At 26.3% G+C, this 13,960-nt stretch carries 11 protein-coding genes and 1 tRNA gene; 4 read left to right on the forward strand and 8 right to left on the reverse strand.

Annotation, left to right across the window (positions count from 1 at the left end; translation table 11 throughout):
- Positions 1-54: 54 nt before the first annotated feature.
- Positions 55-1,182 carry a DNA polymerase III subunit delta' gene (locus RT575_RS10650; protein ID WP_313580753.1) on the forward strand — a complete coding sequence of 376 codons (1,128 nt, stop codon included), beginning with the start codon at positions 55-57 and terminating at the stop codon, positions 1,180-1,182.
- A 54-nt stretch (positions 1,183-1,236) separates the two neighbouring features.
- Here the strand turns inward: RT575_RS10650 and RT575_RS10655 are convergent, their stop codons facing one another.
- On the reverse strand, positions 1,237-1,476 hold the full coding sequence (locus RT575_RS10655) for a hypothetical protein (protein WP_313580755.1): 240 nt from the start codon (positions 1,474-1,476) through the stop codon (positions 1,237-1,239).
- 336 nt (positions 1,477-1,812) lie between these two features.
- Here RT575_RS10655 and serS point away from each other — a divergent pair, with 336 nt between their 5' ends.
- Complete coding sequence (gene serS, locus RT575_RS10660; RefSeq protein ID WP_313580757.1) at positions 1,813-3,081, forward strand: serine--tRNA ligase; 1,269 nt, start codon at positions 1,813-1,815, stop codon at positions 3,079-3,081.
- A gap of 130 nt (positions 3,082-3,211) precedes the next feature.
- On the opposite strand, the gene rfbD is transcribed toward serS, so the two are convergent.
- From rfbD to porQ, 3 genes are read right to left on the reverse strand one after another with little or no spacing between them, the layout of a single operon-like run.
- Positions 3,212-4,066, reverse strand: coding sequence for a dTDP-4-dehydrorhamnose reductase (gene rfbD, locus RT575_RS10665; RefSeq protein WP_313580759.1), 855 nt, complete (start codon positions 4,064-4,066; stop codon positions 3,212-3,214).
- 27 nt (positions 4,067-4,093) lie between these two features.
- Positions 4,094-4,780, reverse strand: a complete 687-nt coding sequence (gene cmk / locus RT575_RS10670) for a (d)CMP kinase (RefSeq protein ID WP_313580761.1) — start codon at positions 4,778-4,780, stop codon at positions 4,094-4,096.
- 52 nt (positions 4,781-4,832) lie between these two features.
- Complete coding sequence (gene porQ, locus RT575_RS10675; protein ID WP_313383379.1) at positions 4,833-5,858, reverse strand: type IX secretion system protein PorQ; 1,026 nt, start codon at positions 5,856-5,858, stop codon at positions 4,833-4,835.
- A gap of 104 nt (positions 5,859-5,962) precedes the next feature.
- On the opposite strand from porQ, the gene RT575_RS10680 reads away from it, so the two are divergent.
- Positions 5,963-8,182, forward strand: coding sequence for a DUF2339 domain-containing protein (locus RT575_RS10680; protein WP_313580763.1), 2,220 nt, complete (start codon positions 5,963-5,965; stop codon positions 8,180-8,182).
- Here RT575_RS10680 and RT575_RS10685 read toward each other — a convergent pair.
- The 3 genes from RT575_RS10685 to RT575_RS10695 all read right to left on the reverse strand — a co-directional run bounded on the left by RT575_RS10685 (position 8,179) and on the right by RT575_RS10695 (position 13,045).
- Positions 8,179-9,489, reverse strand: coding sequence for a mechanosensitive ion channel family protein (locus RT575_RS10685; RefSeq protein WP_313580765.1), 1,311 nt, complete (start codon positions 9,487-9,489; stop codon positions 8,179-8,181). The two genes, RT575_RS10680 and RT575_RS10685, sit on opposite strands and share 4 nt — an antisense overlap.
- A gap of 224 nt (positions 9,490-9,713) precedes the next feature.
- Positions 9,714-11,252, reverse strand: coding sequence for a hypothetical protein (locus RT575_RS10690; protein WP_313580767.1), 1,539 nt, complete (start codon positions 11,250-11,252; stop codon positions 9,714-9,716).
- A 251-nt stretch (positions 11,253-11,503) separates the two neighbouring features.
- Entirely contained in the window at positions 11,504-13,045 is a 1,542-nt protein-coding gene (locus RT575_RS10695) for a helix-turn-helix domain-containing protein (RefSeq protein WP_313580769.1), read from the reverse strand.
- 113 nt (positions 13,046-13,158) lie between these two features.
- Between RT575_RS10695 and RT575_RS10700 the strand changes: the two genes are divergently transcribed.
- Positions 13,159-13,761, forward strand: a complete 603-nt coding sequence (locus tag RT575_RS10700; RefSeq protein WP_313580771.1) for a hypothetical protein — start codon at positions 13,159-13,161, stop codon at positions 13,759-13,761.
- 84 nt (positions 13,762-13,845) lie between these two features.
- On the opposite strand, the gene RT575_RS10705 is transcribed toward RT575_RS10700, so the two are convergent.
- A tRNA-Leu gene (locus RT575_RS10705) sits at positions 13,846-13,926 on the reverse strand.
- Positions 13,927-13,960: the final 34 nt, after the last annotated feature.

Genomic DNA, 13,960 nt, shown 5'->3' on the forward strand with positions numbered 1-13,960 from the left:
GAAAGATTCATAAAATTCTTGATATAAAACTGTTTAAAATATTATCTTTGAACTATGCTTTGGGAAAACATCATTGGTCAAAAAGAAATCAAATCTAAACTTCAGGAATCTATTAAAAATAATCGAATAAGCCATGCGCAATTATTCGTTGGAGCTGAAGGATCTGGAGCATTAGCTCTAGCAATTGCTTATGCGAGAGAAGTTTTATGTGGTTCTGATAATCATCAATGCGCATTAAAAGTTGATAAATTACAACATCCCGATTTACATTTTGCTTTTCCTTATTCGGCGACAGATTCTGTAAAAAAGCCATTAGCCAAATATTTATTGAATGATTGGAGAAATTTCATTTCAGAAAATGTTTATGGAAATTTAACTGATTGGATGACACATCTTGGAATTGAAAAAAAACAAGGCGTAATTCCTGTTGATGAAGCAGATGAAATTGTAAAAACATTAGCTCTTAATAGCTACGAAGGAGGGTATAAAATTATGATTATTTGGCAACCAGAGACAATGACTACTGCTGCTGCAAACAAATTATTAAAAATAATTGAAGAACCACCTCAAAAAACACTTTTCATTTTAGTTACAGAAAGAGAAGATTTGTTGTTACAGACAATTATTTCTCGCTGTCAAATAGTAAAAATTCCAAAACTTTCAATAAAAGATGTAAATGATTATTTGATCCAAGAAAAAAACATACAACAAGATAAAGCTCAACGTATATCCTTTCTTTCTCAAGGGAATATACGAGAAGCATTATATGAGCTTAATAATGAAGAACATTTATATGATAAATATTTTGTAATTTGGGTTAGAAAGGCTTTTATGGCTGCCAAAACTCCTATTGTCTTAAAAGATTTAATTGATTGGTCAAACCAAATAGCATCTTGGTCAAGAAATAATCAAAAAGATTTTTTAAATTATTGTTCAGAAATTTTTAGACAGGCTTTACTTAAAACATATCAATCCAATGATTTAACCTTTTTAAAAATAGAATCTGAAGGTTTTAAATGGGATGGTTTCTCTCCTTATATTAATGGAGCAAATATTGAAGATATTCTTAATGAAATTAATGAAGCTTCTTATCATATAGATAGAAATGGTAATTCTAAAATAATTCTTTTAGATTTATCTATTAAATTAACTAGATTTTTACACCGAAAAATTAATTCATAAAAAAAACCACTCATCTAATGAGTGGTTTTCTTTATATTATTGAATGTTATTCAATTATTTTGTTGCTGGAGCTTCAGTTGCTGGAGCTTCTGTAGCTGGAGCTGCTTCTTCTACTTTAGCTGCTGCTGAATCTACTGTAGCTGCTGCTGAATCTACTGTAGCTGCTGCTGAATCTACTGTAGCTACTGCTGAATCAGCTGTTGCTTCTACTGTTTCTTCTGCTTTTTTCTCTCCACAAGATACTGCTCCTAATGATAAAGCTGCTACTGCAACTACTGCGAAAAATTTTTTCATGACTTAATTGTTTTATAATTATTAATAATTTTCGATTAATTTTCTTTGTCAAAGTTATTTTTTATCTCAAGTAATTTCATGTAAAACCTATGTAATATAATTGTAATTAAAAAATACTGAATTAAAAAAGTTTAAAACACTGAAAATTAGATTTTTATTTTTTTATTTTACAACTAAAAAATAAAAATTGTAAAATAAATAAAAGAATTAACAACTAATTATTTTCTAATAATAAACATTTTTAATGTCTATAAATGTTTTTTTTTCTTTATTAATTAATAAGATTCACAAAAAAAATTATTTATTTATACATTTGTATAAATTTAATTAAAATATATGCTAGTAGTTTCTTACATTCAAGAAAACAAAGACCGTGTAATTGAAGGATTGAAAAAACGTAACTTCAAAAATTTAGGTCTTGTTGATGAAGTTTTAAATGTTGATGAACTTCGTCGTAAAACTCAATTTGAATTAGATAATGTATTAGCTGAATCCAACAAATTAGCAAAAGAAATTGGTAATTTGTTTAAAGATGGTAGATCGGAAGAGGCTAATGAATTAAAAAACAAAACTGTCGATTTAAAAGAAAAATCGAAAGAATTACAAGATTTATTATCTTCTTACGAAAACTCCGTTAAAGAGATTTTGTATCAAATTCCAAACATCCCAAATGATATTGTTAAAGCAGGTATAAATGCTGATGATAATGAAATTGTATTTGAAAATGGTGATGCGATAGCAAAACCAAATAATCTACCACATTGGGAACTAGCTAAGAAATTTGATATTATTGATTTTGAATTAGGTGTTAAAATTACTGGTGCTGGATTCCCGGTTTACAAAGGTAAAGGAGCAAGATTACAACGTGCTCTTACACAATTCTTTTTAGATAAAAATGCTGATGCTGGTTATACAGAAATTGTACCTCCATTCGTAGTTAATGAAGCTTCTGGATATGGAACTGGTCAGTTACCTGATAAAGAAGGACAAATGTATTATATCAAAGAAGATGATTTATATCTAATTCCTACAGCAGAGGTTCCTGTTACTAATATTTACCGTGACACAATTGTTAAAGCTGAGGATTTACCGATTACATTGACAGCATATTCTCCTTGTTTTCGTAGAGAAGCAGGTTCTTACGGAAAAGATGTTAGAGGTTTAAACCGTTTACACCAATTCGAAAAAGTAGAAATTGTTCGTATTGAAAAACCTGAGAATTCATATGCAGCATTAGATGGAATGATAGAACATGTAAAAGGTATTTTAGAAGATTTGGAATTACCTTACCGTATTTTACGTCTTTGTGGTGGAGATACAGGTTTTACAGCTGCAATAACTTATGATTTTGAAGTTTTCTCAGAAGCACAAGAAAAATGGTTAGAAGTTTCTTCTGTTTCGAATTTTGAAACTTTCCAAGCAAACCGATTAAAATTACGTTATAAGGATGAAAATGGAACTCAATTAGCACATAGTTTAAATGGTTCTGCATTAGCTTTACCTCGTATTTTAGCTTCTATATTAGAAAATCATCAACAAGAAGATGGTACGGTTAAAATACCAAAAGCATTACAGCCATATACACGTTTTGAAATATTAGACTAATAGGGCCAGCTATATAAAAATAAAAACTCGGAATATATTCCGAGTTTTTATTTTTATATAGCTCTTTTATTTCTTCGTTTTTATGAATAATGTTAACAATTAATTTTAAACAAATTTCATTAATTAAGTTTTATAAAATATATTCTAATTCTTTTTTTAAACTAACTTCCCATTTAGGAATATCTATATGATAAGTTTCTTTAATTTTAGTCTTATCTAATAAACTGTATGCTGGTCGCTTAGCTTTTGTTGGAAAAGCAGAACTAGGAACAGAATTAATTTCTATTGATGAATTTGAATATTCTTTAATTTTATTTGCAAAATCAAACCAAGAGCATTCTCCTTCATTAGAATAGTTAAAAATTCCGTAAACAGTGTGTTCTTTTTCTATAATATCTAATATGGCTTTTGCTAAATCTAATGCATTTGTTGGCGAACCAATTTGGTCGTTAACAACAGATAAAGATTCTCTTTCTTTAAATAATTTCAACATTGTTTTTACAAAATTATTTCCAAAACGAGAATAAACCCAAGCTGTTCTTATGATAATTGTTTTTGAATTATTTTTTACTGCAAGAATTTCACCATCTAACTTTGTTTCACCATAAACCCCAATAGGATTTGTAGAATCATTTTCTTTTCGTGGAATAGAATCTATACCGTCAAAAACATAATCTGTTGAAATGTGTATAAATGGTATATTTTTCTGATGTGTGATTTTTGCTAAATATTCAGTTGCTTTAGCATTGACTAAATAGGCTTCCTCTGCAAAATCTTCAGCCTTATCTACTGCTGTATATGCTGCACAATTAACTACAAAATCAAAATCTTTATCTTCAAAATATTGAGTAATCAAACTTTCATTAGTAATGTCAAGTTCATTTCTTGTAACAAAAAAACATTCTACATTTTTATAGCTCGTTGATTGTTCTAAAATTGATTGCCCTAATTGACCGTTTGCTCCTGTAATTAATATTTTTTTCATCTAGTTTATATAGTATTTAGTAAGTTTTTATTTTAATTCTTTAATCAAGCTCATTACTTTATCTACTGTCTGATCTAAATTTAATTCTGAATTATCAACTTCTATAGCATCATCAGCTTTTCTTAAGGGAGAATAATCTCTATTAGAATCAATATAATCTCTCTCTTTTACATTTTTAAGAACCTCATACATAGAAATTTTTTTTCCTTGTTGCTGATATTCTAAAAAACGTCGTTTTGCTCTAATTTCTGGAGATGCTGTTATAAAAATTTTGATATCAGCATTAGGAAAAACAGTTGTTCCTATATCGCGACCATCCATTACAATTCCTCCATTTTTACCCATTTCTTGTTGTAGATGAACACAATAATCACGAACGGCTGGAATTTCGGAAATTGGACTAACCATATTTGAAATTTCCATAGAACGAATTTCTTGTTCTACATCAATTCCATTTAAATAAGTATGATTTTTTAATGTTTGATCATTCTTTTTGAAAGATATTTTAATATCAATAAGATGATCAATTAAAGAGTTAACATCAATCTTTTTATTGTTAATAAATCCTTTTTGAAATGCATACAAAGTTACAGCTCTGTACATTGCTCCACTATCAATATGTGTATAATTTAAGTTTTTGGCAATAATTTTTGACATCGAACTTTTACCAGTTGATGAAAAACCATCTATTGCAATAATTAAATCTCCTTTCATTAAAATACGAATTGATAACAAATATAATGTTTTATGTTTGTTTGATAATTATCTACAACCAAGGATTACTTCTCCAATAATCTCTTCCTTGTATTAATCTATCTAAATTTATAATCAAACCTATATGATTTGATCCTCCAGATTTATGATAATTTGCATGGCCAAACTCAAATCTAAATGCATTTACACGCATTCCAAAACCATAAGTTAAACCAGATAACGAACGAACACCATCAACAGCTAGATCATTACCTCTTTTAAAATTATACCCCAAACGCATATTAAAATCTGAATCAGGAAACAACTCTGCTCCAACAGAAACATGATCTATAACTTTACGACCAAAAGAAACTTCTTCTCCATTTTTATTATATGGTTGAGAGATATCAAATTTTTGCAAATCATGCAACGAAAATGTAAATTCCAAAGGAACATGTTCTAATCGATGTGAAAGACCAAGATTAATTTGTGTAGGCATCTTTTCTGTCTTCCCGTTGTAAGTTTGTAACTGACCTCCTATATTACGAACAACTAATGAAACATTAATATTTTTATCAAAATCATGATAAGATAATCCCAAGTCGGCTGCAATTGCTGAAGATTTATAAGTTTCTATAGTAGAATTTATATATTTTAAGTTAGCTCCTAATGTCCAATAATCACCTATTACTCGGGCATAACCTAATGTAATTGCAGCATCACTAGCCTTAAAATTACCAGTAAGATTTCCACTTTCATCAGTTCCTACTAATTTTCCATAATCTACATATTGTCCATGAAGCGATAAATAATTTTCTTGATCAATTTCATAAACAGTTGAAAATGTTCCAAAATTAACATCAGCAATGTAGCTTACATAATTCAAGGCAAATTGTCCGTGCATTTCTCTATTCATCAATGCCGGATTCCATAAAGAAGAATTCGGATCTGCATCCCAAGATGTTTGTGCATTACCTCCTAATGCTGCCTGACGAGCTGAAGTTGTAATATTTAAAAATTCATATACACGCGTTCCATCTTGCGCAAAAACAAAGGTTGAAGACGCAATTAAAATTAATGTACTTATACTTTTAAACATTCAGCAAAAATAGATATTTTCTAATAACGAAAACAGCAATGTTTTCGTATATCATCATTTAAATTAAAAATTATACTTATCTTCCATTTACCTAAAAATAAAATATGGATTATTTTTTTACTCTAATTATTATTATTTTCTTAATCATTTTATTTAAGAAAAATAACGATCTTAAAAGACGAATTGATAATCAAGATTCAATTATCAAGTATTTACAAAATAATATTGAATCTAAAAATAATGAATCTATATCAAACAATAAAGTTATTGATACATCTCCAATTATCGATTATGAAAAAAGAATTGATAACGCTGTAAAACCTATTATCAATTTACAAAAAAAGAATTCAAAAATTGATTCATCTATCAATAAATTCGTTGATTTTCTGAAAGATAACTTCCTCACGATCACTGGAATTATAACTCTTGTTCTTGGAATTGGTTATTTCGTAAAATATGCGATTGATCAAAATTGGATAAGTGAAAACTTACGTTTCTATATTGGAATATTCTTTGGATTAGGAGTAATAGGAGTTGCTCATAAACTAAGAAAGAATTATGAAGTTTTTTCTTCTATTCTAATTGGAGGAGGTATTTCTATCTTGTATTTTTCTTTAACTATTTCTTTCAGAGAATATCATCTTTTCTCTCAAAACATAACTTTTATATTACTCACATTCGTAACTATATTTTCTATTGTTTTAGCATTATTATACAGCAAACAAGTTTTGGCTATCTTCTCTATTATTGGAGGTTTTTGTGCTCCACTAATGATTAGTTCCGGAGAAAGTAATTATACATTCCTTTTTTCATATTTAGTCTTACTTAATGTAAGTATGCTATACATGTCATTCCGAAAAAAATGGCAAATAATTACATTTATCGCATTTGTTTTTACTTCTATATATAGTTTAGCATGGACACAAGATACAAGTTCAAAAAATCAGTTATTATTTTTCTTTATTAACTATTTCATTTTTAACCTAAATAGTTTGATTAATTATTTTGATAAAAAAGAATTTTCTGTGTCAAACTGTATTTTGTTAACTATCAATACAATGATTTGTACAAGCTTGATTGCAAATAATTATTCAATAGAAATTAAAGAATATCCTGCCTTGATTTCTTTTTTATTTTCTTTTACCAATTTAGGATTATTTTTCTGGATCAAAAACACTACAAAAAATAAACTACTTCAAAATACATTATTAGGTTTAGCAATAACTTTATTCACTTTTGGAATTGGGTTAGGTTTCAAGGCAAATATTGTTTCTTTATGTTTTGCTTTAGAATCTACGTTGCTATTATATTTATGGAAAAAATCAAAAGAAGATATTTTTAAATTATTCTTTATTGTAATGTTTCCTTTCCTATTTATTGCCCTTTGTATTAATTGGTTTTCTTATATCGAAACAGAAAATATACTTCCAATTTTATTAAATAAGGTTTTTATAACAAGTACTATTGTCTCAGGATGTTCTGTATTTAACATCTTATTAATTAACGATTTTGAAGAGGATGAGAAGTTTCTTGGATTAAAATTAACTCACTCTAAATTAATCTTTACAATAATATCTATTCTTATTATTTACAATAGTATTTTATTTGAGTTAATATATCAAATAGAATCATATTTTTATTATCAAGAAATTATTTGCTTTGTATTGATTTACACATTATTCTTCAATTCAATTTTATTTATAAGTAACAAAAAATTAAAGTTAAATAAAGTTATTATCTACTTAATATTATCTATAACAATGCTATGTATTTTTCTTTTACCAATAATTGCAAATAATATAAACGAAAATTCACAAACTAACTTTATTTCAATCCATTATTATATTTACATATTGTACCTTATCCCTTCAATTTATAGTCTATATATTATTTATCATAAAAATGAATTCAAAGAATCAAACAGCTTACAAATTATATTTTCAATCGTAATAACTTATACTATTAGCTTCGAGATTTATAATCTTTTCATGTTGTCTACAACACAAATATCAGAAACAAATTACACTCATCAACAGGATATATTTAGGTTAATATTATTACCAATATGTTGGGCTATCATTGGATTTAGTTTTTTATTTATTGGAATAAAAAAACAATTAAAAACATTTCCTTTATTGGGACTAATTCTTTTTGTATTGATTATCCTTAAACTATATTTTATCGACGTATGGCAGATGAGTAATGTTTTTAGAATAATATCTTTTATTGTTTTAGGAATATTAATTTTACTTACATCTTTCACCTACCAAAAATTAAAAAAATTAATGATTAATTTAATTGATAATAAAAAAGCGCAAGATTAATCTTGCGCTTTTAATTTTGATATTTTTATTGCTTCAGCAATTTCTTGAACGTCTTTTGAAGAAGGAGATTCGAAAATTTCTAAATTAAACAGAGGAACTACAGCAATAATATGGTCAAAAATATCAGCCATGATCACCTCATATTCATTCCACAGAATTGTATTTGCAAACATAAACAATTCTAAAGGTAATCCATGTTCTGTTGGCTGTAGTTGTCTTACCTCGAACATCATATCTTTACGAATTTTTGGGCTATTAAAAGTATATGCTTTTATATATTGTCTATACAATCCCACATTTGTTAGCCTTCTTCCATTAGCAAAAACAGTAGGATCCACATTATTATTTGTATTATAATCCTTTATTTCATTCGTTTTATCAACAATATACTCTCGAAGTATTTGTATTTTTTTTAATTCTTCAATTTCATTTTCTGTAAGAAATCGAACAGAAGACATTTTAATATTCAATGCTCTTTTTATTCTACGCCCTCCTGCCTTTTGCATACCTCTATAGTTTCTAAATGAGTCTGAAACCAAAGCATATGTAGGTATTGTAGTGATTGTTTTATCAAAATTCTGAACTTTAACTGTTCCAAGATTTATTTCTATTACTGTTCCATCAGCTCCATATTTAGTCATTTCAATCCAATCGCCAACACGTACCATATCATTTATGGAAACTTGAATACTAGCAACAAAACCTAAAATTGTATCTTTAAAAACTAACATTAAAACTGCAGATGCAGCTCCTAAAGAAACTAAAAATGTTATTGGAGATTGACCTGTAAGTATTGAAAAAATGAGTATTCCTGTAACAAAAAAAACAAGTATATTTATTACTTGTAAATAACTATCAATTGGCTTATCCACAAAAGATTTTTTTGTTCTCAAAAAATCTCTAAAAGTCCTAAAAATTGCAGAAAATAATAACCCTATAGTAATTACTTGCGTAATATTAATCATTTGTAAAGCTATATTTACCCAATTAGGAAATCCTTTAAAAATTAATGGGATTGCATCTTTTGCTATAACAAGAGGAACAAGGTGAATTAAGTATCTTAGTACTTTATTCTCTATTAATAAATCATCTAATTTTGTTTCACTTTTTTGTATAAATTTAGTAACGATTAATAATAATACTTTTCTCAACAAGAAGTCGATAACATATAAAATTAATAGTAAAGCAACTGTTAAAACAACAGAAGTAATAATTGTTGTAAAATAATTAGAAAGACCTGTTTTTGAAATCAAATTAAATGTTGATCGATATAATTCGCTCTGTAAATTTTTATCTAAAATTTCCATAATTAGTAAACTGATAGAACAAAAATAAGTTTTTTATTTTTTAAAAAGCCTCATTAATAGTACTATTAATGAGGCAATAAAAATATTATTATAAAAAATAATAATACATAGGTAGGTAAGTAAGGTTAAAACTTAAGAATTAGGAAAACCTAAAAAAACTATATAAAAACCAAACCCTAAATAAAGCTCTAGTTCCTAATTCTAAAATTTATGAAAAAAATGTACTAATTTTCTTTTAATGATTTTATTTCAGATTTTAAAGTTTCTGTCATTTTTATTAATAAATCAATTTGTTTTTGTTGTTCTATAGTATGAATATATAATTCTTCCACTTTCTCTAATGTTTGTGTTGCTGTTAATCCAACGTTTATTGAATATCCAGTAGCCGTCTTATTTAATTCTGAAATTGGAGTTACTCCTGGTAAATGATTATTTTCTTTAATAAATTTTTCAGTCTGATATAAATCAATGAAATTATAATTATTATTTAAAATTGATTCTCCTGTATAATAATTCTGAAATACATAATCAGGGTATGTACTGACATTTTGATTAACGCTACCTCCTGCATTAATACTACTTGTAGAAGTTATTCCACCATATACAGTTAATAATTCTGTACCTAATCTTTTACTTTCTGCATTACTTGGATTAGCTCCAATGACAACCCAACCATTACGAAAAGACCCATCAGTATTCATTCCATAATATCCAGTTATAATATTTGCTCTAGTTCCATTATCAGAACCTTGTCCAACTTGAAATATAGGATCTCCAATTGTATTATTAGTATTTGACCCTGTAATGTTTTTACTTGTATATTTATTATATCTACCTAATGCAATACTACTACGTGTTGGAGCTTCAGTTCCAACTCCAATTGCAATACTATGATTAAAAAAAGTTTGAGCAGTATTTCCAAAAGCTAAACTATAAGCTGAAGTACTAGAAGTCTTAGAGTTATATCCAAATGCAAATGAATGTGATCCATTCGCTTCTACTCCACCATTTCCAAAAGCAAAAGAAGATATAGCACTTGCTGTTGATCCTAAATTTGATGCACTATCCCAATAACCTCCAGCAAAAGAACCATTTCCTGATGCTGTGTTTAAATTTCCTATTGCTGTAGATTGTTCTCCGGAAGCTACTGTATTCCTACCAAGAGAAACAGCCTCTATACCAGAAGCTATGTTTGAAGATCCCATAGCTACAGAATTAACTCCTACAGAACCTTTTCTATCTGTTCCTGTTCGTATAGCTCCAACAACATCCAACATTACTTTATTTGTACTTTCATAGACAGAAGATTTTCCAACAGAAATTGATCCCATTTGATAAATATTTTGTGTATTAGTTGTTGCTGGTGTTTTATCTAAAACGTTATACCATGGTTCAACATAATTAATTGGAGTATTTTTTAACGCTACCCATAATCCAGTATTAGATCCTGAACCATTATCTAATGCAGAATCAAAATAATAATAACCTCTTTCTGTTACATTTTTAGATTTACCTGTTGTTGTTTCGGCCGAAGAAGTAACAAAAACAATTGTCCCATTCTGATCTGATCCAAATAAATCATTAGAATTATTTAATTGAACCCCTGTTATTCTGGGTGCTATAATTCCAAAAGGTTTATTTATATTTTGAGTCTCTACTATTACATCTAAAGTTGCTTTTGGATCATTTGTATTAATCCCTACCTGAGCATATGTAAAAGAAACACTTAGTAGAATTATAAAAAAATGTATACGTTTATTCATAGTAGTAGTCTTTTTAAATTTTTTTATTTTAATGAGTTTAATAAAATTAAATCATTAGTAAAAGGTTGATTAAAATCCTATTACAAAACTCTATATTTCAAAAATTAAAAAGAAGTTTAGTATTGTCATTTTTCAAGAAAAATAATAATAAAATAAAATAATTAACTGATTAACAATTAATTAAATTTCATTATTTCAGAATATTATAATTAAATTATAGTGAAATAATACAGCTATTTTAATACTAATGTTTAAGATTTATTCTTTTTTATCATATTATTTATAAATTCTGAAGGAGACATATTCATTTCTTTTTTAAAAATTTGAGTAAACCTACTATGAGAAGAAAAGCCACTATGTTCAGCTAAATAATCTATTTTATAATTAACATATTCAGGATTAGTATAAATTTTTTTAACTATATAATTAATTTTTAAACTATTAATATATTCATTAAAATTTTTATTCCTATGATTTTGTAACAATGCAGAAGTATATTTAGTGTTCGTCTCTAAAATTGATGTTAAACTTGATAAAGAAAAATTTTTTGAAATAAATAAATCTGTTTGTTCAAATTCTTCTAATTTCTTAACCAACTCTATTTCCTTATTTTTAGGAATTAATAAAGTATTTTTAGTTGAACGAAAATTTGTTTTTTCTCTATTATTAATTTCTTTTTCTAAAGTAGAGATAACTTCTTCAAACCTTGATTTTATAACAATTTTTCTTCTCTCAAAAAAATAAACAAAAACTATAAAACAAATAATAAAAGTTACGAGTATTATAATAGAAAACTGTAAATAATTTGATGTTTCAGTAATTTTATTTTGTTTTTTTTGAATGTTTTGCTCAGAAATCTTTTCTAATTCTCTTTGTTTATTATTATTAAAATTAATGTAGTTTTTTAATGTGTATTTTTGATTTAATTTATCATCAATATTATAAAATAATCTTTCTTCTGTAATCTTATCAATAAATAGTTTATTCTTTCTATGTTTTGCAAGAGACATAGCTTTATCAAACCAAAATCTACCATTTTTATAATTATTTTTTAATACATAAAAAATCCCTAAATTCATATAATATAATTCAATAAGATAATGTTCGTCTTCATTTATATTATCATTTAGAGTAGAAGATTGATTTAAATAATAAGTTGCTTTATTTAATTGATTATCCTTAAATAAATCAAAAGCAAGTGTATTATAACTAGATGCTAATCTAATTTTATTACTTTTGGATTTATCATCTTCATAAACATTATCCAAGTATGTAGAAATTAATTTCCTATAAGGTATTGCAGCTTTATAATTTCTATTTTTTTCAAACTTTAAAGCAAAAGCCTGGTTAACCATAAAATTGGTATATGGTTGATTTACTTTTTTTGAAAATTCTAACGCTAAATCTAAACTTTTATCAGCTTCATTCTTTAATCCTATATCCCTATATTCCATAGATAAAACAAACTGAGCAGCAAATCTATCTTCAAAATTATTTGTCAAAATAGCTAATGAATCTGCAGATTTTAAATGATTAATTGACAATGCATATTCTTGAAATTTCATATATGCAAAACCCAATTTCAAATGAGCTTGTGTTTTTTCTAAGTCATTTACAGACAAACTCATTATCTTTTTAGCTAATAATAATTCATCATGCGAATTAATATTCTCTTTATCTAATAGCTCCTGAATTTCACTACTAATCGCTTGTTTTTGTTGAGATAAAGTAATTAATGGATAGGATAATAAAAGTAGAGAAATGATTGATTTTATTTTTATTAATTTATACAATTTAAATATTTATAAGTGTTTTTTTGTTAATAATCAAGAATCGAGCAAAATGTATTCATTTTAAAATAATATTATTTTATTTTTACAAATCAAAAAAATATTAAACCAACAATATGAAATTAAAATCTATTATCTATTTTATCTTATTTACAATTCTAACATCATGTAGCAGTGATGATAATTCGACAATTACAAGTACTGAATCAGAACCAATTCCAGAACCTGTAAAAGAGAATATTTACATTTTCTCTAACAATAGTAAAACAATAGATTTGAACTATTATAAAGGTGATAAAGGTGAAGAATATCCTGAAGAAGCTGAGGATTTTTTCAAAAAAAATTGGTCATTCTATAATGATCCTTTAATAGAAAAAATTGAGCTAAGAAATGACTCTATTATTATTAATAAAAGTAATATTACAGAAAAATATAAGTATTCAAAAAATGGAAATGATATTATAATTTATGATAATAAAGAAAAAATAATTATTGGAAGTTTAGATGAAAAAACTAATAATCTAAAAATTTATAAAAATTTTCAGAGCTTCTTTTTTTATGACGAAAATACAAGTGAATCATTTTCTAGTAAAAAATCTAATTATGGAGAAATTAATTACAATGATATTTTTCCATTAATTAAATCAACCCCTAAAGATCTCAAATCAAAAGAAGATTATATTTTTTGGGGTAATATCGAATATAGTTTTAAAAAATAATTTATTTAAAAAAAACAGATTTAATAATTTTGTCTTATATAAAAATTAAAAACCCTCAAATCTAACGATTTGAGGGTTTTTCAGTACTCGGAGTGGGAATCGAACCCACACTCCAAAGGAACACGAGTTTGAGTCGTGCGCGTCTACCAATTCCGCCATCCGAGCCTTTATGGATTGCAAATATAAGCTTTGTTTAAGT

The sequence above is a fragment of the Chishuiella sp. genome, from assembly GCF_032109125.1.
Classification (GTDB): domain Bacteria; phylum Bacteroidota; class Bacteroidia; order Flavobacteriales; family Weeksellaceae; genus Empedobacter.

Coding starts and splice junctions, on each gene's coding strand:
- RT575_RS10650 (WP_313580753.1), top strand. CDS start 55: ATGCTTTGGGAAAACATCATTGGTCAAAAAGAAATCAAATCTAAACTT.
- RT575_RS10655 (WP_313580755.1), bottom strand. CDS start 1,476: ATGAAAAAATTTTTCGCAGTAGTTGCAGTAGCAGCTTTATCATTAGGA.
- serS (WP_313580757.1), top strand. CDS start 1,813: ATGCTAGTAGTTTCTTACATTCAAGAAAACAAAGACCGTGTAATTGAA.
- rfbD (WP_313580759.1), bottom strand. CDS start 4,066: ATGAAAAAAATATTAATTACAGGAGCAAACGGTCAATTAGGGCAATCA.
- cmk (WP_313580761.1), bottom strand. CDS start 4,780: ATGAAAGGAGATTTAATTATTGCAATAGATGGTTTTTCATCAACTGGT.
- porQ (WP_313383379.1), bottom strand. CDS start 5,858: ATGTTTAAAAGTATAAGTACATTAATTTTAATTGCGTCTTCAACCTTT.
- RT575_RS10680 (WP_313580763.1), top strand. CDS start 5,963: ATGGATTATTTTTTTACTCTAATTATTATTATTTTCTTAATCATTTTA.
- RT575_RS10685 (WP_313580765.1), bottom strand. CDS start 9,489: ATGGAAATTTTAGATAAAAATTTACAGAGCGAATTATATCGATCAACA.
- RT575_RS10690 (WP_313580767.1), bottom strand. CDS start 11,252: ATGAATAAACGTATACATTTTTTTATAATTCTACTAAGTGTTTCTTTT.
- RT575_RS10700 (WP_313580771.1), top strand. CDS start 13,159: ATGAAATTAAAATCTATTATCTATTTTATCTTATTTACAATTCTAACA.